The following is a 21,918-nucleotide window of genomic DNA, read 5'->3' on the forward strand; positions in this document are numbered from 1 at the left end:
TAGTGACCACCACGGAGCTGCTCGTTGCGATACTCGCCGGGATCGTTCAGGGGGTCGTCGAGTGGCTCCCCGTCTCGAGTCAGGGGAACCTCTCGCTCGTGCTCACGCTCGTCGGCACCGACCCCGCGGTGGCCGTCCAGCTCGCCTTATTCCTCCAGCTGGGGACGACGCTGTCGGCCGCGCCGTACTACCGCGCGGAGATCGCGACCATCCTCAGGGCGATCCCCGGGTGGCGCCCCGCGACGGCGTACGACGCGGACCACGCGATCGCGACGTACGTCGTCGTGGCGTCACTTTTCACCGGGCTCGTCGGGATTCCGTTATACGTCCTCGCCGTCGACCTCGTCAGCGAACTCACGGGCGGCGTCTTCGTCGCCGCGATCGGCGTCCTCCTCGTGGTCACCGGCCTGCTCCAGCGGGCCTCGGACACGGTGAGCATGGGCGGCCGCGAGACGCCCTCGCTCGTCGACTCGGTCCTCGTCGGCGCCGCGCAGGGGTTCGCCATCCTTCCCGGCATCTCCCGGTCGGGCGTGACCGCGAGCACGCTGCTGTTCCGCAGCTACGACCCCCCGACCGCGTTTCGGCTCTCCTTTCTGCTGTCGATTCCCGCAAGCGTCGGCGCGGCCGCGCTCACCGTCACGAGCGCGGGCGGCCTGCCGGGGATCGCGCCGGTGCCCGCGGCGGTCGCGCTCGGCGTGAGCGGCGTCGTCGGCTACCTGACGATCGACGCGCTCATGCGCGTCGTCGAGCGCGTCCCCTTCGCGACGGTGTGTTTCGCCCTCGGCGCGCTCGCGATCGTCGGCGGGGGCGGGATCGCGCTGCTCGTGTGAACTGAATCACGCGACGGCAACCCGTCTACGGGTTTCCCGGCTGCGTAAAAAGTCCGATTACGCCGACTCAGTCCGCGCTCGACACCGACACCGTCGCGGTCGTGCCCCGACCCGCATCACCGTCCTCCTCGCCGATCTCGGAGTCGGCCTCGGCCGCCAGCGTCTCCACGTTCGCGAACACGAAGCCCGCGAACCCGACCCGGAGCAGGAGGTCGAGGTACTCCAAGGTCACCGCCGCGGAGAACTGATCGAACAGCCCGGCGATCTGTAACATCGCCCACGCGATCAGGACGCCGAACGCGAACAGCGCGAGGTTCCGCGTCTTCTTGTAAAACAGCTCCCGGGCGGGCGGCTGTCGGGCGGCCGCGCCCGCGATCGGGCCGAAGAACAACCCGAGCAGCGTCGCGTACCCGACGAGGATCCCGAGGGTGCCCGCCGTCGCGAGCGCGCCTTCGAACACCTCCGCGAAGTCGTAGCCGAGCCGCATCGCGACGGTGAGCGCGACGATCCCCCAGACGTACCGCCGGCCCGCCCCCGAGACGAACGCCGCGAACCCGCACAGGAAGGGGTACGCGACGTAGTCGGAGAGCAGCTGCCCCGCCTCCAGCGTGCCGCTCCCGACCGAGAACGCCCCGATCCCGGCGCCCCACGTCCCGATCCCGACGCCCGCGAGCGCCACGACCGCGACGAACGGGTAGCAGTACCGCCGCAGCTCGGGGGGTTTACGCCGCGCCAGCGCGAGGAGGACGACGGCGGAGACCGCGTAGACCCCCGCCGAGGCGAACCGCACCGTCGACGGCTCAATCATCGGCGCTCACCTCCGCGTCGCCGGCGGCGCCCGCCGGGGGCTCCGTCCCAGCGTCCGTCCCCGTCGCGGTCGTCGCGGCCGCGACGTCGGCCGCGTCTCCGCGCGTCTCGAACTGGGCGAGCCGCTCGGTGAGCGACGCGGTCCGCTCGGCGAGCGCCGTCGCCGTCTCCGCGAGGTCGCCAACCGTCTCGGCGGTGTCGTCGGCGGTCTCGGCCAGCGTCCGCGCGCGGTCGGCCGCGTCGGTCGCCGAGTTGTGGACCTCCTCGACGCGGGCCGCGACCGACTCGATCCCCTCGGCGCCCTCGTCGGTCGCGCGGGCGATGTCCCCCATCGCGACGTCGACGTCCTCGACGGTGCCGGTGAGTTCCTCGATCGCCTCGCCCGCCGCCCGGACCGCGGCGGTCGTGTCGTCCAGTTCCGTCATCGTCCGGTCCATCTCTCCGGCGACCGCCGACACGTCGTCGGTCACCTCGCCGATCGTCGACTCGATTGCCGTCGTCGACTCGCGCGTCTCCTCGGCGAGCCCCTTCACCTCGTCGGCGACGACCGCGAAGCCGTCGCCGTCACCACCCGCTCGCGACGCCTCGATGGAGGCGTTCAGCGCGAGGATGTTGGTCTGCTCAGCGATGTCGGCGATCACGTCGGTCGTCTCCGCGACGCCGTCCATCCGGTCGTCGAGCCCGGCGACGAGGTCGTCGAGCTCTGCCAGCAGGTCGCCGATCTCGACGATCGCCTCGACCGCCTCAGTCGCGCGCTGCTCGCCCTCCTCGCCGAGCTCGGCCGCGGCGCTCGCGTCGCCGGCCACCTCGTCGGTGGTGGAGGCGATCTCCTCGACGGTCGCCGAGAAGTCGTCGGTGTCGGCGGCCGTCTCGCGCAGCCGGTCGGTCTGCTCGTCCAACTCGTCGGCGAGCGTTCGCATCTCGTCGGCCACCTCCTCGTTCATCGCGGCCACGTCGTCGGCCTCGGCGGCCATCTCCTCGCTCGTCGCCTCCACGTCGCCCGCGAACGTCTGGATGTCCTCGATCGTCGTCGAGAGCCCGCCGGTCATCTCGTTGTACGCGGCCGTGATGCGCTCGATCGCGTCGACCTCGCTCTCCTCAGAGAGCTGTCGGGAGAGGTCGCCGTCGGCCGCCCGCTCCATCGCGCCGCCGATCTCGTCGGCGCGTTCGAGCAGCGTGTCGGAGAGCTCCTCGGCCTCCTCACGGGCCGTCTCCGCCTCCGACTTCGCGCGTTCGGACTCGGCGACCGCGTCCCGCAGCGACCGCCGGGTCTCGTCGAAGGCGTCGAAGAGTCGCCCGATCTCGTCGCCGCGGTCGGAGCTGGCGCTCGCGTCGAACTCGCCGCGGCCGACGGCCTCGGCCGTCTGCGTCAGCCGCCGGAGCTCGACGGCGACGTTGCCGACCATGACGATCCCCAGCAGGCCCAGGTTCAGGGTGAGGACGACGCCGATCCCCATGAGCGACGCGGTCGCGGCCTCCGGCGTCCCGACCGTCGCGACGTGGCCCGCGAAGAGGCCGACGAACCCGAGCGTGACGACGAGGGTCGAGAGCACCGCCGCCCCGACGCGTCGACCGTACCGCCCGGTGATTACGTTCAGCATGTATGATCGGAGAGTAATAACCACCTTACTTAGGAGTACAGGCGAAATTACCGGGATCGATAATCAGAGCGGCGAGCGTGCGAGCCGCGGGCAGAGCGGTCGGCGATCGGAAATCGAGCGACTGCGAGCCGGCGACGCGCTGGGGCGCGGGCTTTTCCCTCGGCCGTGCCACCCGTATCCATGCCCAGCGTCAGCGAGACCTACATCGAGAACCGCCAGCGCGTCCAGCCCACCCACACGAACAACTACGCGTCGGCCCACGGGGGGAACGTCGTCAAGTGGATGGACGAGATCGGCGCGATGTCGGCGATGCGCGCCGCGGGCGAGACCTGCGTCACGGCCAAGATCAACGAGCTCGACTTCAAGCGGCCGGTCCCGCAGGGGGACACCTGCGTCATCGAGTCGTACGTGTACGCGGTCGGGCGGACGAGCCTCCGGACGCGGATCCGCGCGTACCGCGAGTCGCCGCGGACCGGGGAGCGCGAGCTCACCACGGAGTCGTACTTCGTGTTCGTCGCCGTCGACGCCGACGGGGAGCCGACGCCCGTCCCGGACCTGGAGGTCGCGGGCGAGCGCTGCCGCGAACTCCGCGACGAGGCGCTCGCTGCGGAGCCAGACGAGGACCGCTGAGCGGCCGAGACGACCGATCCGGACGAGGACCACCGAACGTGCGGGCCGACCGCCGCGCGCGCGACGCTCGACGCGTCAGCGGCTGATCCGGTCGGCGCCGTCGATGACGGACGCGACCTCCGCGCGGGTCGTGACCGCGAGGTCGCCGTCGGTCGTCCGCTTCACGGCCGCCGTCGCCGACCCCCACTCCAGGGCCGCGGAGACATCGCCGCCCCGCAGTCGCTCGGCGACGAACCCGGCGACGAACGCGTCGCCGGTGCCGATCGCGTCGAACGTCTCCGCCTCGAACACCGTCTGCTCGTACACGTCGCCGCCCGTGAGCGCCGTCGCCCCCTCGTCGCCGCGGGTGACCACCACGGTGTCGAGGGCGTGGTCGGTCGCGAGGCCGTGGGCGACCTCGACGGCGTCGCCGTCGCGGTCCAGCACCGCCCGCGCGTCCCGGTGCGGGACGAACAGGGTGTCGGCGTGCTCGAACAGCGTCTCGTACGCGTCGCGCGCCTCGTCGGGCCCCCACAGCTTCGACCGGTAGTTCAGGTCGAACGAGCGGGTGGCGCCCGCCTCGCCCGCGCGGCGCAGCAGCGCGGTCGTCGTCTCCGCGGCGGCCGGCGACAGCGCCGGCGTGATCCCCGTCGTGTGGAACCACTCCGCGCCGTCGAGCGGCGCCGCGGGGAGCTCGTCGGGCTCGACGGTCGTGATCGCGGCGTCGGCGCGGTCGTAGATCACGTTCGTCCCGCGCGGGGCGCCGCCGTGTTCGAGGTAGTACGTCCCGACCCGACTCTCGTCCGGGTCCGCCCACGCGACTTCCGGGCTGACCCCGTGACTTCGGAGCTCGCTCGTCACCCGCCGGCCGAGCGGCGAGTCCGGGAGCTTCGACAGCCACGCGGCGTCGGCGCCGAGCCGCGCCGCGCCGACCGCGACGTTGCTCTCCGCGCCGCCGGCCTGGACGGCCAGCTCGCGCGTCGTCCCGAGCCGGTCGCCGCGCGGCGGCGACAGCCGGAGCATCGTCTCGCCGAAGGTCACGAGGTCGGTCATCGGCGCCACCCCACACAGCAGGTCTCGAACGTGTTCATACCCGGTGCTACGCTCGACCAATTATAAGAACGGGTGATCGGCGGCGGTCGTCACTCGCGGTCGAGCGCGAACGTCACGCGCTCCCCGTCGACCGCCGCCGTGAGGGCCCCGTCTCGAACGGTCGCCCCCGACGCGCGGTCCGACCCCCCCGTGAGCGTCGCGGCGTCGCCGAGCAGGTCGCCGTCCTCGGCCGAGACGACGGCGAACACGGCCGCGCCGTGCGGCGGCAGCTCGCGCTCGACGACCGGACCGGCAACAACCGAGCCGGAGAGCCCGTCCCAGACGACCCGGTCCGATTCTGGTCCCCCCCTCCACCCGTGCTCGCGCGCGTCGAACCTGACGGTCGACGGCTCGTCCGCCCAATTAAACAGGGCGACGGTCGTGGCCCCGTCGCCCGGCCGGTCGCAGACGACTCGCGACGGGAACCGCTCCTCGTCGAGTCGCCCGACCTCGCCGCCGGTCGCGGGCGGGATCGTCCGTTCGAGAAGCCGGCGGCCGGCCGCACCGATCTCCGCGAGCCGGTCAGAGAACACGTTCACGCCGCCGGTCGCGGCGACGAGCGCCGCGAACGACTCACGCTCGGCCGCGGTGAGGTCGCTCGTGTCTCGGACGAGCTGGCAGTCGGGGTCGTTGAGCCACCACCGCCGGTGGAGAAAGTTTCGGGTGAGTGTGTTGCGGACGGCGTTTTTCAGCCCCGGCTGACTCCCCGACTCCCCCGGCGTCTCCCATGTCGGGTCAGTGTCCGGGCCGACCCGCATGGCGTCGAAGAGCCCGACGCTCGGGGCCATCGGCGCGCCGCAGCCGAGGAGGAACGCGTCGTCGCCGGCCGCCTCGGCGATCGCTTCCACGCCCCGCCGATACGCCTCGATCCGGGTGGCCTCGGGGTCGTGCCGCTCGCCGGGGAGTGCCGCCGCGAAGAGGAAGTCGAGCTTCAGGTAGGTGAATCCCCACTCGTCGACAACCGTCGAGACGGTCTCGCGGAGCCAGTCGAGGACCTCTGGGTGCGTCGTGTCGAGCCCGTACAGCTCGGACCCGGCGCGGAAGCCGCCGTCGACCGGCGTTCCCGGACCGTCGCCAGCGCCGTCCGTCGGCTCCGTGACGAACCAGTCCGGGTGGTCGGCATACAGGTCAGCGCCGGCCTCCACGTAGAACGGCGCGAGCCACAATCCCGGGCGGTACCCCGCGGTCGCGATGTCACCCGCAACGGTGCTCATATCCTCGAACCCGTCGGCGATCGACCGCCAGTCACCGAACGCCTCCATGTAGCCGTCGTCGACTTGGACCACGTCGACCGGGATCTCCCACCTTCTGAGTTCCGCGAGGTTCTCCCGCACGTCCGCCTCGGTGACATCGGTGAAGTAGTGGTACCACGAACACCACCCGGTCGGCGCGCGCTCGGGTACGCGAGCGTCCATCCGCTCGCCGACGCGGTCGGCCAGCGCGGCCAGTCCCTCCCGCAGGTCGCGGTCGGCGTCAACCCACAACGGCGGTAGCTCGGTCCGCTCGCCGGGCGCCAAGCGCGTCCCCTCCAGCGGACACACCGCGCGCAGCGTCGCGACCCCGTCGGCGTCGTCGGCCACCTCGAACCGCGTACAGAACCGGTCGTGTTCGAGGAACCCCGCCGTGACGCCGCGATCCCCCTCGACGAGCCCGGTCAGGTAGCTGCTGACCCGGTCGTCTGTCGACGCCGCGAGGTCGTTCATCATCGGGGCGTTGTCGGGGTCCTCGATCGGGAACCGCTCTCCGACGGAGAGCGTCCCCGTCGGCGTCCACGACTGGTACCCGTGCCGGTACACACGCGCGTCAGCGCCGAACGCGGTGTCGAACGCGCACGTCACGTCGCCGACTCGGACCGGTTCCTCGCCGGCGTTCTCGACGGTCACGGTCGCGGTCACGCCGCCGCCCTCCGTCGACAGCGACACCGCTGCGACCCGCACCCGCCCGTCTTCCCCGTCGGTCGCCGCCGCGTGGAGGCTCCCGACGAGGAGGTCGCCGGCGTCGTCCGCGACCGTGACCTCGCGGTCGGTCGGGTCGTACGTGACTGCGGTGGTGTGCGCCCTGCCCTCGTTCATATCACACCCTCTCCGTGCCCCCACAAATACCCTGCCACGCGAGCGCCCCGTCGGGCGGAGGCCGACCGCCGTCGACTCCGCCTATCCGAACGCTTAGGTGACACGGTCGACACGGTGAGCCATGCGAACCGGAGTCTGTTACTTCCCGGAACACTGGCCGAGCGAAGAGTGGGAACGCGACATCGCCGCGATGGCCGACGCCGGCCTCGAATACGTGCGGATGGCGGAGTTCTCGTGGGGAGTTCTTGAGCCCGAGCGCGGGGAGTTCGACTTCGGGTGGCTCGACGAGGCGATCGAGCTCGTTGGCGACCACGGGATGGAGGCGGTGTTATGTACGCCGACGGCGACGCCGCCGAAGTGGCTAGTCGACGAGCGGCCGTCGATCCGGCAGGAAGAGCCCGACGGCACCGTCCGTCAACACGGCAGCCGCCGCCACTACTGTTTCAACTCCACCGCCTACCGCGAGGAGACGGCACGGATCGTCGAGCGGGTCACCGAACGGTACGCCGACTCGCCGCACGTCGCCGGCTGGCAGACGGACAACGAGTTCGGCTGTCATCGGACCGTCCGCTGTTACTGCGACGACTGCGCCGAGGCGTTCCGGACGTGGCTCGCGGACCGCTACGGCGACATCGACCGGCTCAACGAGGCGTGGGGGAACGCGTTCTGGAGCCAGCAGTACGGCTCGTTCGAGGAGGTCGACCCGCCGGGGCCGACCCCCGCGGAGCACCACCCCTCACGGCTGCTGGCGTACGCGCGCTTCGCCAGCGACTCGGTCGTCGAGTACAACCGCCTCCAGGCCGACCTGATACGCGAGGCCGACCCAAACTGGTTCGTTACTCACAACTTCATGGGACGGTTCCCAACGCTGAACGCCTACGACGTGAGCGCGGACCTCGACCGCGTCGCCTGGGACTCCTACCCGACGGGATTCGTTCAGGACCGCTACGACGGGGAGGCGTCGCCGGACCAGCTGCGGGCCGGCGACCCCGACCAGGTGGGGATGGACCACGACCTCTACCGGAGCGCGCTCGACAGGCCGTTCTGGGTGATGGAACAGCAGCCGGGCGACGTCAACTGGCCGCCGCACTGCCCCCAGCCGGGCGAGGGCGCGATGCGGCTGTGGGCCCACCACGCCGCCGCTCACGGGGCCGACGCGGTGCTCTACTTCAGGTGGCGGCGCTGTCTCGAGGGGCAAGAGCAGTACCACGCCGGCCTCCGGAAGGCGGACGGCTCGCCCGACCGCGGGTACGCTGACGCCGCGCGCGCTAGCGAAGAGTTCGCGGCGCTCGACAGCGCCGACCACGTGGACGCGCCGGTGGCGGTCGTCTTCGACTACGACTCCCTGTGGGCACTCGACGCGCAGCCCCACGCCCCGGAGTTCGACTACTGGGCGCTCCAAGAGGCGTTCTACGGCGCCGTCCGCGGTCGCGGCGTCCAGGTGGACGTGGTCCCGCCGAGCGCCGACCTCTCCGGATACGCCGCCGTCGTCGCGCCCGCGCTCCACCTCGTCACCGAGGACCTCGCCGACCGGCTGACCGACTACGTCGCCGGTGGCGGGGAGGTCCTCTTCGGACCCCGAACCGGCGTGAAGGACGCGGAGAACAAGCTCCGACCGACGTCGCAGCCCGGCCCGCTGACCGACCTCGTCGGCGCGGCCGTCGACCAGCACGAGTCGCTGCCGCGGCGCCTCGAAACGGCGGTCCGGCGGGCGGACGGTCCCACGGACGACGGGAGCGATGCCGACGACGGCGCGGCGCCGTCCGCCTCGTTCCGGACTTGGGCCGAGTGGCTCGACCCGGACGCCGCTGAGGTCCGGTACACGTACGAGGTCGACGGGCCGGCGGACGGTCGACCGGCGGTCGTCGCCAACGCGGTCGGCGACGGACGCGTCACCTACTGCGGGGTCTGGCCCGACCCGGACCTGGCGGACGCGCTCGCGTCGGCCCTGCTCGACCGCGCGGGTATTCGTTACGCCGATCGGCTTCCGGACGGCGTCCGCGTCGGCTACCGCGGCGGCCACACGTGGGTGACCAACTTCACGGGCGACCGGCTCCGACTGCCCGGGATCGACCCCGACTCGCTCGCGGTCGACGACGCCGACCGGGACGCCGTCGACGCGGCGGGTGACGGCGGCGAGGACTCGCGCGCTGACACCGCCGTTGTGGGGTCGTACGGAGTCGTCGTCATCGAGGGCGACCGCGTGGACGGTCTGCGGGTCGCTCAGCCGTAGTCGGACACGTCAGTCGAAACATACGGCTCCGCTGAATCCCATTGTTAAACCTTTTCGCCTGAAACAGCCGGTCGTTGAAGAGTGCTACCTGATCGATAGCGGGAGTGAGTGTTGTAGATCGGTGGTGCGAATAAGATATTTAAATAGGCGTGCGCCACGGCGTCGATCGGTTATAAATGGACGAAGCGGTCGGCGCGGGCCCGGGAGCGGGCCGGAGGCCCGCGAGCGGCGCCGCGCGAGGAAGTCGGTGGCGGGCGGAGCGAAGCGACGGCCGCCAGCGACGAGGATGGGGAGGTTGAGGCTGCGGTGCTGTTCCGGGGCGGGAATCGAAGGGGCAGCCGCGAAACCGCCACAGGCGACGCAAGCACCGCAGGGAGGGAGTGGCAACGACCGACTGAGGACCGCAGCGAGCGCATCGAGTCCTCGCGACTGGGGCTTTAGAGGTGTTCACCGCGTCGTCGAGCGCCTATAAACAGCTACCAGCAACACCACTCGATCAGTTATAAACGACCGCACTCGCGACCTGCGATACGCACTCCCGCCCTCACCCGTTGCCGTCCCCGTATTGATCACGACGATTCACAGTGTGTGATCGTCGGAGCAGTTCAACAGCCACCAATTCGGAATCTTCCTCGACCGGCTACTCCGAGCGCTCTCGCGCCCGGTAGTCCGGGAGGGTGTCGTCCTGCATCACCGCGCCGCGGCCGCCGTCGACGAGGAGGGCGGCGCCCGTGACGAAGGCGGCGTCCTCGCTCGCGAGGAAGGAAACGGCCCCGGCGACGTCGGCCGGCGTGCCGATCCGGCCGGTCGGGTGGATCGACTCGACCTCCTCGAACCGCCCCTCGGGGAGCTCGTCGCGCGTCCGCTCGATCTCGACCCAGCCCGGCACGACCGTGTTCACCCGGACCCGGGGGCCGAAGTCGACGGCGAGCGACCGCGTCATGCCGTTGATCCCCGCCTTCACCGCGTTGTATGGGAAGTGCGCGGGCATCGTCGCGTACGCGTGGTTTGACGAGACGTTCACGATCGCCCCCCGGTCCATGTGGTCGAGCGCCTCCCGCGCCGCGAGCCAGTACGCACGGAAGTCCGTCCCGACGACGAACGCCCAGTCGTCGAGCGTCGCCTCGTCAGCCGCGGTCTCGGTCTGGACGCCGGCGTTGTTTACGAGCACGTCGGGCGAGCCGTACTCTTCGACGGCCGCCTCGGCGAGCGCCGCCACGTCGTCCGGGTCGCGCATGTCGGCGCGGACGAACGTCACGTCGCCGGCGGGCGCGCAGTCGGCCGACTCATCTGGGGACAGGTCCGCGATCCGGTCGACGACGGCCTCACCGGCCTCGACGGTGCGGCCGCTGACGACGACGTTCGCGCCCTCGGCGGCCAGCCGCTCCGCGATTCCGGCACCGATGCCGCGCGTCGACCCCGTGACGATAGCGGTCTTCCCGGCGAAGCGTCGGGGCACCGCGTGGTCGGTCGGTGATTCGTGTCGGCGGGTCATCGCTCTCTCCCGCGTCGCCGCGTTTGTGTCAGCATCCGGATCACCACTCCGCCACGGAGCCGTCGTCGTGCCGCCAGACGGGGTTGTGCCAGTCAACGTTGCCGTGCTGTTCCCGGACGTGCTCCTCGTCGATCTCGATCCCGAGCCCGTCGCCGCCGGGGATGTCGACGAAGCCGTCGCGGTACTCGAACACCGCCGGGTCGGCGAGGTAGTCCAGCACGTCGCTCGTCTCGTTGTAGTGGATGTCGAGCGACTGCTCCTGGATCAGCGCATTCGGCGTGCAGGCGTCGACCTGAATACAGGACGCGAGCGCGATGGGCCCGAGGGGGCAGTGCGGCGCAATCGACACGTCGTACGCCTCGGCCATGGACGCGATCTTCTTCATCTCGGTGATCCCCCCCGCGTGCGAGACGTCGGGTTGGATCAGGTCCACGGCGTCCGCCTCGAGCACCTCCTTGAAGTCCCACCGCGAGTACATCCGCTCGCCGGTCGCGATCGGGATCGTCGTCGACTGCCGGATCCCCGAGAGCGAGTCGTTGTGCTCGGGCAACACCGGCTCCTCGATGAACATCGGGTCGTAGGGCTCCAACGCGGCCGCAAGCCGCCGAACCATCGGCTTCGACACGCGCCCGTGGAAGTCGACCCCAATGTCGACATCGTCGCCGACGGACTCCCGGACGGCCGCGATCCGGTCGACCGCGTCGTTCACGGTGGCCGGGGTGTCGATCGGCCGCAGCTCCGCGGTCGCGTTCATCTTCAGCGCCGAGAACCCCGCGTCGACCTTCTCGCTGGCGGCCTCGCCGACGTCTGCCGGCCGGTCCCCGCCGATCCACTGGTAGACGCGGATACGGTTGCGCGCGCGGCCGCCGAGCAGCTCGTGGACTGGCGCGCCGAACTGCTTCCCCTTGAGGTCCCACAGCGCCTGGTCGACGCCGGCGATGGCGCTCATCAGCACGGGGCCCCCGCGGTAGAACCCCCCGCGATACATCGCCTGCCAGTGGTCCTCGATCCGCGTCGGGTCCTCGCCGAGCAGGTAGTTGTCGAGCAGCTCCTCAACGGCCGCGACGACCGTGTGCGAGCGCCCTTCCACGATCGGCTCTCCCCAGCCGACGGTACCGTCGCTCGTTGTGAGCTTCAAGAATAGCCAGCGAGGCGGTACTTCGAACAGCTCGTAGTCGGTGATGTACATGATCGCTTAGTTCTGTGTCGTTCCGACGACAGCGCTGTCGACGGAGTCCGTTTTGGTTTTCAGCGCGTCGCCGGTCTCGACGTCGAACAGGTACAGCGCCGCCTCGTCGAAGTCGAACGCGACCTGTGACCCCTCCGCCGGCCGGACCGTTGGGCTGACGCGGGCGGTGAGCTCGTGGCCGCCAATCTCCATGTAGAGGAAGTTCTCGTTCCCCATCGGCTCCACGACCGTCACGTCGGCCGCGTTCCGACCCGATTCGACGACCTCGATGTCCTCCGGCCTGACACCGACACTGACCCGTTCGTGTCCGTCGACCGGCTCCGAGCCGTCGAGCTCGTACGCGAACCCCCCGGGACCCGCAAGGGTACCGTCTTCCACGTCGGCCGTAAGGAGGTTGATGCTCGGCGATCCGATGAAGTCGGCGACAAACCGGTTCACAGGCGAGCGGTACACCTCCTCCGGCGACCCGACCTGCTGGAGTACACCGCCGTCCATCACGGCAATCCGATCGCCCATCGCCATCGCCTCCGTCTGGTCGTGGGTGACGTACACCGTCGTCACGTCAAGGTCGGCCTGTAGCTCCTGTAGCTCGGTCCGCATCTCTGAGCGGAGCTTGGCGTCGAGGTTGCTGAGCGGCTCGTCCATCAGGAACACAGACGGCTCTCGAACGATCGCCCGTCCAAGGGCCACGCGCTGCTGTTGCCCCCCGGAGAGTGCCTTCGGTTTCTCGTCGAGCAACTCGCGTATCCCGAGCATTTCGGCGACGTCCTCAACTTTCGCTTCGATCTCGTCGCCGGTCAGCTTCGTCGAGAGCTTCAGCCCGAAGCCGATGTTACCCCGGACGGTCATGTGCGGGTACAGCGCGTAGTTCTGGAACACCATGGCCACGTCCCGTTCGCTGGCCCGGTACTCCGTGACATCCTCGCCGTCGAACCGTATCGTCCCCGCCGTCGCGTCCTCAAGACCGGCGAGACAGCGGAGCGTCGTCGACTTCCCGCAGCCGGACGGCCCGACCAATACGAGGAACTCGCCGTGGTCGATATCGACGGAGAGGCTCTCCACGGCGACCACGTTCTCGGTTCCGGAGTCGTACACCTTGTCTAATTCCGTGATGTTGATTCCTGACATTGGTTACTCTTTGAGCGACCCCGCGAGGATGCCACTGACGAACTGTTTCTGTAGCACTAAGAACAACACGACCATCGGAACGATGGCAAGCGTCGCCGCCACCATGATCTGGTCGTAGTAAATCCGCTGGAACCCGGTCAGCTGCGCCAGTCCGATGGGGATGGTGTACATGTCTGCCGACTCGAGGATCACGAGCGGGTACAAGAACAGGTCCCACTGGAACAGGAACAGGATGATCGCCAGCGCGGCCAGCGACGACCGCATTGTCGGTAAGGCGATCCGATAGAATATCTGGAACTCCGTCGCGCCGTCCATCCGGGCGGATTCGAGCAGCGCGTCCGGGATCGATTTCATGTTCTGCCGCATGAGGAAGATTCCGATGGGGTTGGCCGCCCACGGGAGGATGATCGCCCGGAAGGTGTTTGTCCAGTCCAGCTGTGCCATCAGCAGGAACAGCGGGATGACGAGCAGCTGGATCGGCAACACGAGCGTCGCCAAGATCGTATAGAAGATCGGTTCCTTGTACTTGAACTCGTACTTGGCGAACGCGAAACCACCCATCGAACACAACACGAGCGAGAGCAGCGTGTAGACGACGGCGATGAAGACGCTGTTCCGGATCGTACGGACGAAGTCGAGCCGCTCCTGTAGTGCCGCGAAGTTGTCGAGGAATGCGGTGCCGGGAATCAACCGCGGCGGGAACTGGAGGAACTGCTCCTGTGGGAGCGTCGCCGCCACCAGCATCCAGTACAGCGGTACCATCATCACCACAACCATCGTGATGACGAAGGCGTAGGTGAGGAACCGCCAGACCGCGTCCTTCCGGCGTTGATCGCGCATCAGTCCTCACCCCCGAGCTTGATCTGGATGATTGAGAAGATGCTAACGACCACCACGAACACGACCGTAAGCGCACTCGCATAGCCGAGGTTGAAGTTGACGAACGCCTGCCGGTAGATGTACTGGACGATCGTGATTGTCGCGTTCGTCGGGCCGCCGCCAGTGATGACGTACGGCTCGGCGAACAGCTTGAACGTCCCAATCGTCGACAACACGACGACGAATAGCAGCACCGGTTTAAGCTGCGGGAGCGTGACGTAGCGGAACTTCTCCCACCGGTTCGCTCCGTCGATCTCAGCCGCCTCGTACAGCTGCTGTGGGATCGTCTGGAGACCAGCGAGGAGGATAATCATATTGTACCCCGTCCACCGCCACGTCACCGCGGCGATGATCGTGTTCCGAGCCCAAAACTCACTGGTCAACCACGGTATCGGACCGAGCCCGACACCGGAGAGGACGTAGTTCAGGAATCCCAGCTGCTCGTTGAAAAGCAGCAGGAACACCGTCGAGTACGCGACGAGGTTCGCCGAGACCGGCAGCGCGATCGCGGTGCGGAACACTCCCTTGAGACGCATGAACGAGGCGTTCAGCGCGAGTGCGAGCGCAAGTGCAAGCCCAATCATAAGCGGGACCTGAACCGCGAGGATGTACGAGGTGTTGAACATCGACTGCCAGAACAGATCGTTGCCGAGCAGGCGGGCGTAGTTCCCGAGCCCGACAAAATTCAGCTGCGCGATCTGTGGAATCTCGACGTACAGCGGGCCGAGGTCGATCCAGAACAGCGATCCTTCGCCGACGCCCTGATACTCGAAGAACGACAGATACAGCGTGTAAAACACCGGGAAGGCGAGAAACAGCCCGAACAGTACGAAGAACGGTGCGATGAACAGGTACGCGACGCGCGGCAGCGCCGGCATCGCCGCCGTCAGATCCTGCCTGGCGAACCGCACTCTGTCCCATCCCGGTCGCGCCGCTCGTCTGAGCCGTCTCCCGACGCTCTGTATCCTCGCCCGGGCGCGTCGGCGGTACGTCTGCTCGACGCGGTCGTTTGTCTCGTCAGAAGTGGCCATTCGATCGGTCCCTCCGAGTTACGCGAGGTCCCGATCGGTGTTCTCGGCGACAGTCTCCGCGGCCGCCTGGACGGCTTCTTCGGGCGACTGCTCGCCGTTGATCATCCGCTGCAACTCGGTCTCGATGGCCTGTGACACCTCTGGCGTGTCCGCGGTAAACCGGTATCCGGGCGCGTCCTGTGCGACCTCAGCGAAGAGCGCTCGTGCGGGCTGACCGTCGTAGAAGTCCAGTTCCTTGTCGAAAACCGGGTCGTCGTAGGTGGTCTCCAGCGCCGGGAAGAGACCGTACTCGTCATACATCGCCAGCTGCATCTCCTTGGTCGCCAGCGAGAACTCCATGTAGTCCCACCCACGCGCATGGGCCTCGTCGGACACCTGGTCGGCGATCATAAGGTTGGAGCCGCCCCAGTTCGACGCGCGCGGCCCGCCCGACTCCAGCGCGGGGATCTTGAATACTCCCCAGTCGCCCGCGGTGTCGGGAAGCTCGGCCCGCAGAGTCCCTTCCATCCACGCCGCCGAGGGGAGCGAGGCGATCGTCGCGTCGCCGTAGGCGCTGAACCAGGCGGACGTCCATCCTTCAATGTTGGCCGCGATATCGGCGTCATAGATCTCCTTTATATTGCGGGCCACACGGAGCGACTTCTCGTTGTGGATGTTCACCTCGCCGCTCTCGAGGAAGGGCTCGCCGGACAGCTGGCGGAACTGATACCGCCAGACGCCGGAGAGGTCCCCCTCAGGGAGGTTGAGCATGTACTGGTCATCTGGGAGCTTCTGGCCCTCCTCGATGAACTCCTCCCACGTCTCGATGCTGTCCGGGTCGATATCGTGTTCGTCGTACACCGACCGGCGGTAATACACCGCCGTGGGACCGGTGTCCCACGGGAGCGCGTAGATGTCGCCGTCGACGGTGAGGGCCTCCCACTTCCCGGAGACGAAGTCGTCCTGAACGCCCGCTTCCTCGATCTCGTCGGTGAGCGGCGCGACGGAGCCCGTGTCGATGAACGACGGGCCGTCGACGGACTCCAACATGGAGACCGCCGGCGCGCCGGAGCCCGAGAGCAGGTTCGTCTGGAGTCGGTCCTTCATCGCGGACCGACCGAACTCCTCGACGGCAACCGTCGCGTCGTTCTCGGACTCGTACTCCTCAGAGGTTATCATCAGCGCTCGCGCGGCAACATCCCACCCCCACACGTTGATCTCCGACGCCATGCCGTTGCCGCCGTCGCTCTCGTCGCTGCCGTCGCTCCCGTCACTGCCGTCGCTCCCGTCGCCGCCGTCTCCCCCACTTCCTGGGTCGCCGGTTCCGATACACCCTGCGAGTCCCGCGAGCCCCGCGAGTCCCGCGCCTTTCATGAGTCTACGTCGCCCGTATTGGGCGTAGTTTGGTTTGTTAGTCATGATCGAACCTGACTATCAGTCTCTTGCGTTACAGCTATATAAAATTACTGGGCATTTGTCCTAAAAACGGCTCAGAACCGCTTCATTTGTGTTTTCACGAGGTGAACAGAGGCGATATATATGCGTTTTTTCGAATTTATTCCGTCCGAACCCAATAGTGTGAGCATAATGTAATTAATTTATAGACTACAACCATAATATAATACTCTTATCGGTGACTGTGTTCTCCTATACTAAACAAGTGTTATACCGCTGTCTCTCATACCACTCTCAGAAACGATGGGAGATACGGACACCATCACTGTTCAGGCGACGGAGACGTCCATGCAGATCGTCGAGGAACTATACGACCGTGACGGCGCCGGAGTCACCGAGTTAGCCGACGCGATGGACGTCTCGAAAAGCGCGGTTCACAACCACCTCTCGACGCTCCGTACGCTCGGTTACGTGAAGAACACCAACGGGACCTACGAGCTCACCCATCGATTCCTGCGGATCGGGTTCGGGACGAGAGAACGCAATCCCGTCTATCAGGCGGCGCAAAGCGAGATACGAAAACTGGCGCGGAACACAAACGCGGTCGCGAACCTCGTGGTTCCGGAGAACGCGGACGCCGTCTATCTACATCGAATCGGCGCCCGAGACCACCCGATCTCGATCGGTGGGAGCGTCAAGCTCCATGCCGCCGCGGCCGGCAAGGCGATCCTCGCGTTCCGGTCGGCGGACGCGGTCGACGAGTACGTCGGCCGTCACGGCCTCGACCCGAAAACCGACCGGACAGTGACCGACCGGGCGACGCTCCGCTCCGAACTTCGGTCTATCAGGGACCGGAACATCGCGTTCGACCGCGGCGAACTCGACCCGGACTGGCAGTGCGCCGCCTCCCCCGTCGTCGTCGACGGCGACCCTGTGGGCGCGGTCAGCGTCTCCGGCCCGTCAGACGAGATGCAGGGGAAGCGGTTGGAGGAAGACACAGCCGGACTCGTCTCCAGCGCCGCGAAGACTATTGAACTCGAACTGTTGTGACGCGGCGCGACCGCGCTCAACACGGTTTAATTTAATACCCCTCCCCGAAAGATACTCGCCATGCGAACCGACCGACTCGACCGGATCACGGACAGCGGCGTGATCGCCATCCTCCGCGGCGTCGGCGTCGAAGAGGCCCCGGCGGTCGCCGACGCCGTCACCGACGGCGGCGTGACGGCCCTGGAGGTGACGGCGGACACGCCGGACGTGACGGCCGCGATCGAGGCGGTCGCCGAGCGCGTCGACGACGCCGCGGTCGGGGTCGGCACCGTCCTCGACGCGGAGACCGCCCGCGCGGCGCAGCTCGCCGGCGCCGAGTTCGTCGTGACGCCGACGGTGAACCGAGAGGTGATCCGGACCGCGAACCGGTACGGGACGCCGATCGCGGCCGGCGCGTACACGCCGACAGAGGCGATCGAGGCGTTCGAGGCCGGCGCGGACTTCGTGAAGGTGTTCCCGGCGAAGACCGGCGGTCCCGCCCACGTCGCGGCGCTCGGCGGGCCCCTCTCGCAGGTCCCGCTCGTCCCGACCGGCGGCGTGACGGCGGACGACGCCGGCGCGTACGTCGAGGCTGGCGCGGCGGCGGTCGGGGTCGGCGGCGCCATCGTCGATCACGACGCGATCGAGGCGGGGGCGTACGACCGGATCGCCGCGGACGCGCGGGCGGTGGTCGAGGCCGTGTCGGCCGCGCGGGAGTGAACCGGGTGGCTCCGACTCGACGAGGGGAGGTCCCGACCCGACACGCACATATGCCGCCGCGAACGTCGTTCGGGTATGCGTAAGTCCGGACGGGTGTTCCTCGCCGGCGTCGCGGCGGCGGGCGTCGCGGTCGGACTGTTGCTGTTGGTCGGGGCGCCGACCTCGCTGGTCCCGACCGGCGCGCTCGGCGCGGCGATTCCCGTGGCGCTGACGTACGCCGTGATGACGGCGGCCGACGACGACGCTCAGTAGTCGCCGAGCACGCCGAGCCGCCGCGCTCGGCGCGTCGCCAGCTGGAAGACGAGGTATCCTCCGGCGAGGTAGCCCCCGGCGACCGCGACGAGCAGCGCCAGGTCGGCGGGCGGGAACTCCCACAGTCGGGTCCCGTCGACCATCGCGCGCTGGAGCATCGCGCTGCCGTGCGCCAAGGGGAGGACGCGCGTCCACGGGAGATCGAAGACGGGCGCCGAGATCAGCCCGACGAACCCGAACTGGAGGAGGTTGAGCCAGTTGCCGATCCGCTTGTACAGCACCGTCACGCCGCCCGCGGCGAAGCCGAGCCCGAGGACCGAGACGATCGACAGCCCGGCGACGGCGACCACCGTCACCGGCGCGAGGCTGAGCCGCGTCCCGGTCGCGAGGAGCATCACGGCGAGGATCACCGCGCTCGTGAGGAAGGTGCGCACCACCTTCGCGACCCCCTTCAGCAGGGCGACGGGCGCGAAGCCGAACGGCGTGGTGATGTGGCGTTCGAGGGTCCCCCACTGCACTTCGCTGCCGATGTCGTTCGACACCGAGGAGTACGCGCCCACCGACAGCGTCCACAGGAAGTAGCCGACAACGATCCCCTCGATCGAGTCCGCCAGCGCCTGTCCGGCGAGCAGCTGCCCGCCGAGGAACAGCGCGGCGAAGAAGAACAGCGACACCACGATCCCGCCGATCGCGTTGGCCGGGTACCGCACGAAGATCAGGAACTCCCGATAGAGGACCGCCCGCGCCAAGTGGTAGTAGGTGGCCGGCCGGGGCTCGTCGTCCGGCCGCACTCCGTCGCCGGGTTCGGCCGCGGCCGCGCCGCCCGGATCCTCCGGCGGGCTCGTGTCCGCGCTCATCGCCGGTCACCCCCGGACGGGGCACCGAGGTCGCTCCCCGTGCGTTCGAGGAACACCTCTTCGAGGTCGGGCTGGACCGTGCGGATGTCCGAGACGGTGACGCCGGCCGCCCGCAGCGCGTCGGTCAGGTCGTACAGCCGGTCGCCGCCGGCCGCGACCGTCACCGCGGGCGGGCGCGCCTCGCGGTCAACGTCGAGGACCTCGAACGCCTCGCGGAGGCCCGCGACCGCCTCGGCGTCGAGGTCCGGGCTGGCCACGCGTACCGCGTCGCTCGCGGCCGCGCCGAGCAGCGCCTCCACGCTGTCGTCCGCCACGATCCGCCCGTTCGACAGCATGACGACGCGGTCGCACACCGCCTCGATCGTCGTCATGTCGTGGCTGCTGACGACGATGGTGAGCCCCTCCTCGACCGCCAGCCGGCGTAACTCGGCCCGGAGCGTCCGCGCGCTCTCCACGTCGAGCCCGAGCGTCGGCTCGTCGAGGAAGACCAGCTCCGCGCCGCCCGCCAGCACGCTCGCCAGCGACACCTTCTGTTTCATGCCGCGCGCGAGGTCCCGAACGGGCGTGTCCGCCTTGTCGGCCAGGTCGAGCCGGTCGAGCAGGCGGTCGTGACGCGCCGCCACGGAGTCGGGGTCGACTCCGCTGATCGTCGCGAAGTACCGGAGGTTCTCCCGGACCGTGAGCCGCCAGTAGTCGTTGCGCGCGCCCTCCAACATCGCGTCCACGTCGGCGTAGGCCGCGCGGCGGCCGTCGCCCACGTCGTTGCCGAACACCCGGATCGACCCCGCGTCGGGGACGACGATGCCCAGCGCGCACTTGATCAGTGTCGTCTTACCCGCGCCGTTCGGTCCGAGCAGCCCGACGACGGAGCCGCGCTCGACCGCGAGACTCACGTCGTCGACCGCCGTCACCGCGTCGTCGCCGTCGCCGAACCGCTTCGTGAGCCGCTCGACCGAGAGGGCGGGCGGGCCGGTCAGCCCGTCCGTCGACGCGTCGTCGTCCGCGCTCCGGGTCTCGTCGCGCTTGCGGGGACCATCGCTCGCGCTCGCCGCGCTCCGTGCCATTGATCCGGGGTACGAGCCGAGCGGGGATATATCCGCGCTCGCGCCCCAACGCGGACATGGACCTCGACCAGTTCGCGGCGGACGCCCCCGACGACGACGCGCCCGGCGACGCCCGCGTCTGCGTCGTCGCGACCCAGCCGGACACCTTCGAGCGCTGTCGCGCCGGCTTCTACCCCGCGCCGCGCTCGTACGACCGCACCCGCGCCGACTTCGCGTACATGGCCTTCTACCGGACCGAACCGGTGTCGGCGGTCACGCACTACGCCCGCGTCACGGCCCGCACCGAGCAGACCCGCGGTGAGCCCGGCCCGATGGACGAGGCCGACTGGAAGGCGCTCATCGACCCGTTTTCGGAGGAGCGCGTGGTCGTCGTCTTCGAGTTCGACGACCTCGTGCCGCTGGAGCGCCCGGTCGAGAACGACCTGAACGGCGTGCGCGGCGCGTGGTACTGCGCGGTCGACGACCTCCGCGAGGCCGGGACGCTGTCGGCGCTGCGCGAGCGGGCGGAGACCTGACCGGCCGGTCGTGATCACCGGCTCTACTGAGATACGCCGCGACGGCCGGGCGGACCCGCGAGACGGCACCTGAGCAGACCGAATTTTATTATCGACGAGACTCAGGGCGTTCACGATGCGGTACGGTGCCCTCCTCGCCCTCTGCGTGGTACTCGCGGGATGCGGCGGGTCCTTGGGACCTGCTGGGTCGGCGCCGGCAGACGACGTCTGCCGTGGGGCCACGGGGGCCGAGACTCCCGAGTCGGTAGCCAGCACTGCGCCTCCCGACGCCTCCCGGGTCGAGGTCCGAGGTGACGGAGACAGGCTCCCGGTGAACACCACCGTGGTCTGGCTGCGCGTGCTCGACCTCCACGGACTGTCGCCCGCGGAGGTTCCCGCCCCTGTTGTCAGGGTCGCTCCGGCCAGCGAGCAGACCTTCTCGCAGACCGATCTGGACGGGAACATGGACCGCTTCGGCAACCTAATCGGGTTAAACGAGAACCAGAGTCGAGACGTGACGCTGACCAGCCCCGACGGCTACGTCGCTCCCCCGGATTTCACCGACGGTAATTACTCGAGAGTGAACGTGGGGATCGGCGGGGACGACCCCGTCGCTGACGTCGAGGCCACGCTCGCCCACGAGTACGTACACGTCGTCCAGATCGAGACCGATTTCTGTTTGACCGACGAGGAACTGACACAGGTTCAGGCGAACGTCTCACCGGGGATGTTCGCCGCCGTCCGCGAGGGGGCCGCAGAGTACGTCGCCGATGTCTACGCCGAGCGCTACCTGGAGGGGATCGATCTCAGGGCCGAGCGCCGGGCGGCCTACGAGCGGGCCAGACCGAACGCCTGGAAGCTGTCCAGGGCCGGCTACTATTACGGCTATCGCCACGTCGCGGCCCGCGCCGAGTCGCCGCGACAGCTGCCGGCCGTGTACGAGACGCCCCCGGAGACGACGGAGCAGCTCGTTCACGGGCTGCGACCCGACGAAGCGCCGCCGGTTCCCCTGTCAGTCCGAGCCGGAGGGAAGTGGCAATCCCGCGGGACCGTCGGCGAGCTCCGCCTCCAGGTCGCGCTGACGGAGGGGGTGGCAGAATCGCGCGCTGCCGAGGCCGCGGCGGGGTGGGGCAACGACACGCTCCTGCGACGCGGTGACGAC

General features: G+C 68.9%; 19 protein-coding genes and 1 pseudogene. 8 read left to right on the top strand and 12 right to left on the bottom strand.

The window, feature by feature from the left end:
• The first annotated feature begins 2 nt into the window (after positions 1–2).
• Complete coding sequence (locus tag B9H04_RS08995; RefSeq protein ID WP_085682622.1) at positions 3–830, top strand: undecaprenyl-diphosphate phosphatase; 828 nt, start codon at positions 3–5, stop codon at positions 828–830.
• Positions 831–897: 67 nt separating this feature from the next.
• Here B9H04_RS08995 and B9H04_RS09000 read toward each other — a convergent pair whose 3' ends face one another.
• A complete protein-coding gene (locus B9H04_RS09000; RefSeq protein WP_085682623.1) occupies positions 898–1,638 on the bottom strand; it encodes a G protein-coupled receptor family protein in 741 nt (246 codons plus the stop codon).
• A complete protein-coding gene (locus B9H04_RS09005) occupies positions 1,631–3,238 on the bottom strand; it encodes a methyl-accepting chemotaxis protein (protein ID WP_049931897.1) in 1,608 nt (535 codons plus the stop codon). The genes B9H04_RS09000 and B9H04_RS09005 overlap by 8 nt, the downstream gene beginning before the upstream one ends.
• A 180-nt stretch (positions 3,239–3,418) precedes the next feature.
• Here B9H04_RS09005 and B9H04_RS09010 point away from each other — a divergent pair, with 180 nt between their 5' ends.
• The gene (locus B9H04_RS09010; protein ID WP_049931896.1) at positions 3,419–3,868 is read left to right on the top strand and encodes an acyl-CoA thioesterase; all 450 of its coding nucleotides are present in this window, start codon (positions 3,419–3,421) and stop codon (positions 3,866–3,868) included.
• A gap of 75 nt (positions 3,869–3,943) precedes the next feature.
• On the opposite strand, the gene kdgK1 is transcribed toward B9H04_RS09010, so the two are convergent.
• Both kdgK1 and B9H04_RS09020 read right to left on the bottom strand, forming a co-directional pair.
• Positions 3,944–4,900: a bifunctional 2-dehydro-3-deoxygluconokinase/2-dehydro-3-deoxygalactonokinase gene (gene kdgK1, locus B9H04_RS09015; RefSeq protein WP_049931932.1), complete on the bottom strand. Its 957-nt coding sequence runs from the start codon at positions 4,898–4,900 to the stop codon at positions 3,944–3,946.
• A gap of 89 nt (positions 4,901–4,989) precedes the next feature.
• Positions 4,990–7,011, bottom strand: coding sequence for a glycoside hydrolase family 36 protein (locus B9H04_RS09020; RefSeq protein WP_049931895.1), 2,022 nt, complete (start codon positions 7,009–7,011; stop codon positions 4,990–4,992).
• A 121-nt stretch (positions 7,012–7,132) separates the two neighbouring features.
• Between B9H04_RS09020 and bga the strand changes: the two genes are divergently transcribed.
• The gene (bga, locus tag B9H04_RS09025) at positions 7,133–9,244 is read left to right on the top strand and encodes a beta-galactosidase Bga (protein ID WP_049931894.1); all 2,112 of its coding nucleotides are present in this window, start codon (positions 7,133–7,135) and stop codon (positions 9,242–9,244) included.
• Positions 9,245–9,884: 640 nt separating this feature from the next.
• On the opposite strand, the gene B9H04_RS09030 is transcribed toward bga, so the two are convergent.
• Genes B9H04_RS09030 through B9H04_RS09055 form a run of 6 tightly spaced genes read right to left on the bottom strand, consistent with a single transcriptional unit; the run spans position 9,885 to position 16,319 of the window.
• Positions 9,885–10,739 (bottom strand): SDR family NAD(P)-dependent oxidoreductase, encoded by an 855-nt coding sequence (locus B9H04_RS09030; RefSeq protein WP_085682624.1) that lies wholly within the window; start codon positions 10,737–10,739, stop codon positions 9,885–9,887.
• A gap of 40 nt (positions 10,740–10,779) precedes the next feature.
• Entirely contained in the window at positions 10,780–11,928 is a 1,149-nt protein-coding gene (dgoD, locus tag B9H04_RS09035; RefSeq protein ID WP_049931892.1) for a galactonate dehydratase, read from the bottom strand.
• A 6-nt stretch (positions 11,929–11,934) separates the two neighbouring features.
• Positions 11,935–13,056 carry an ABC transporter ATP-binding protein gene (locus B9H04_RS09040; protein WP_049931891.1) on the bottom strand — a complete coding sequence of 374 codons (1,122 nt, stop codon included), beginning with the start codon at positions 13,054–13,056 and terminating at the stop codon, positions 11,935–11,937.
• Positions 13,057–13,059: 3 nt separating this feature from the next.
• Positions 13,060–13,896: a carbohydrate ABC transporter permease gene (locus B9H04_RS09045; RefSeq protein ID WP_049931890.1), complete on the bottom strand. Its 837-nt coding sequence runs from the start codon at positions 13,894–13,896 to the stop codon at positions 13,060–13,062.
• Complete coding sequence (locus B9H04_RS09050; RefSeq protein ID WP_049931889.1) at positions 13,896–14,966, bottom strand: carbohydrate ABC transporter permease; 1,071 nt, start codon at positions 14,964–14,966, stop codon at positions 13,896–13,898. Before B9H04_RS09050 ends, B9H04_RS09045 begins: the two co-directional genes overlap by 1 nt.
• 18 nt (positions 14,967–14,984) lie before the next feature.
• The gene (locus tag B9H04_RS09055; protein WP_049931888.1) at positions 14,985–16,319 is read right to left on the bottom strand and encodes a sugar ABC transporter substrate-binding protein; all 1,335 of its coding nucleotides are present in this window, start codon (positions 16,317–16,319) and stop codon (positions 14,985–14,987) included.
• Positions 16,320–16,643: 324 nt separating this feature from the next.
• On the opposite strand from B9H04_RS09055, the gene B9H04_RS09060 reads away from it, so the two are divergent.
• From B9H04_RS09060 to B9H04_RS18675, 3 genes are all read left to right on the top strand, one after another.
• Entirely contained in the window at positions 16,644–17,390 is a 747-nt protein-coding gene (locus B9H04_RS09060) for an IclR family transcriptional regulator (protein ID WP_049931886.1), read from the top strand.
• 60 nt (positions 17,391–17,450) lie between these two features.
• Positions 17,451–18,089, top strand: a complete 639-nt coding sequence (locus tag B9H04_RS09065) for a bifunctional 4-hydroxy-2-oxoglutarate aldolase/2-dehydro-3-deoxy-phosphogluconate aldolase (protein WP_049931885.1) — start codon at positions 17,451–17,453, stop codon at positions 18,087–18,089.
• A 75-nt stretch (positions 18,090–18,164) separates the two neighbouring features.
• Complete coding sequence (locus B9H04_RS18675; RefSeq protein ID WP_155120039.1) at positions 18,165–18,341, top strand: hypothetical protein; 177 nt, start codon at positions 18,165–18,167, stop codon at positions 18,339–18,341.
• Here B9H04_RS18675 and B9H04_RS09070 read toward each other — a convergent pair.
• A complete protein-coding gene (locus B9H04_RS09070; protein WP_049931883.1) occupies positions 18,335–19,198 on the bottom strand; it encodes an ABC transporter permease in 864 nt (287 codons plus the stop codon). The two genes, B9H04_RS18675 and B9H04_RS09070, sit on opposite strands and share 7 nt — an antisense overlap.
• The gene (locus B9H04_RS09075; RefSeq protein ID WP_085682625.1) at positions 19,195–20,262 is read right to left on the bottom strand and encodes an ABC transporter ATP-binding protein; all 1,068 of its coding nucleotides are present in this window, start codon (positions 20,260–20,262) and stop codon (positions 19,195–19,197) included. Before B9H04_RS09075 ends, B9H04_RS09070 begins: the two co-directional genes overlap by 4 nt.
• A 56-nt stretch (positions 20,263–20,318) precedes the next feature.
• Between B9H04_RS09075 and B9H04_RS09080 the strand changes: the two genes are divergently transcribed.
• Complete coding sequence (locus B9H04_RS09080) at positions 20,319–20,777, top strand: hypothetical protein (protein ID WP_049931879.1); 459 nt, start codon at positions 20,319–20,321, stop codon at positions 20,775–20,777.
• A 115-nt stretch (positions 20,778–20,892) separates the two neighbouring features.
• Positions 20,893–21,918: pseudogene (locus tag B9H04_RS09085) on the top strand (hypothetical protein); the annotation flags it as partial.

It is taken from the genome of Halorubrum ezzemoulense DSM 17463, from assembly GCF_002114285.1.
Lineage (GTDB): Archaea > Halobacteriota > Halobacteria > Halobacteriales > Haloferacaceae > Halorubrum > Halorubrum ezzemoulense.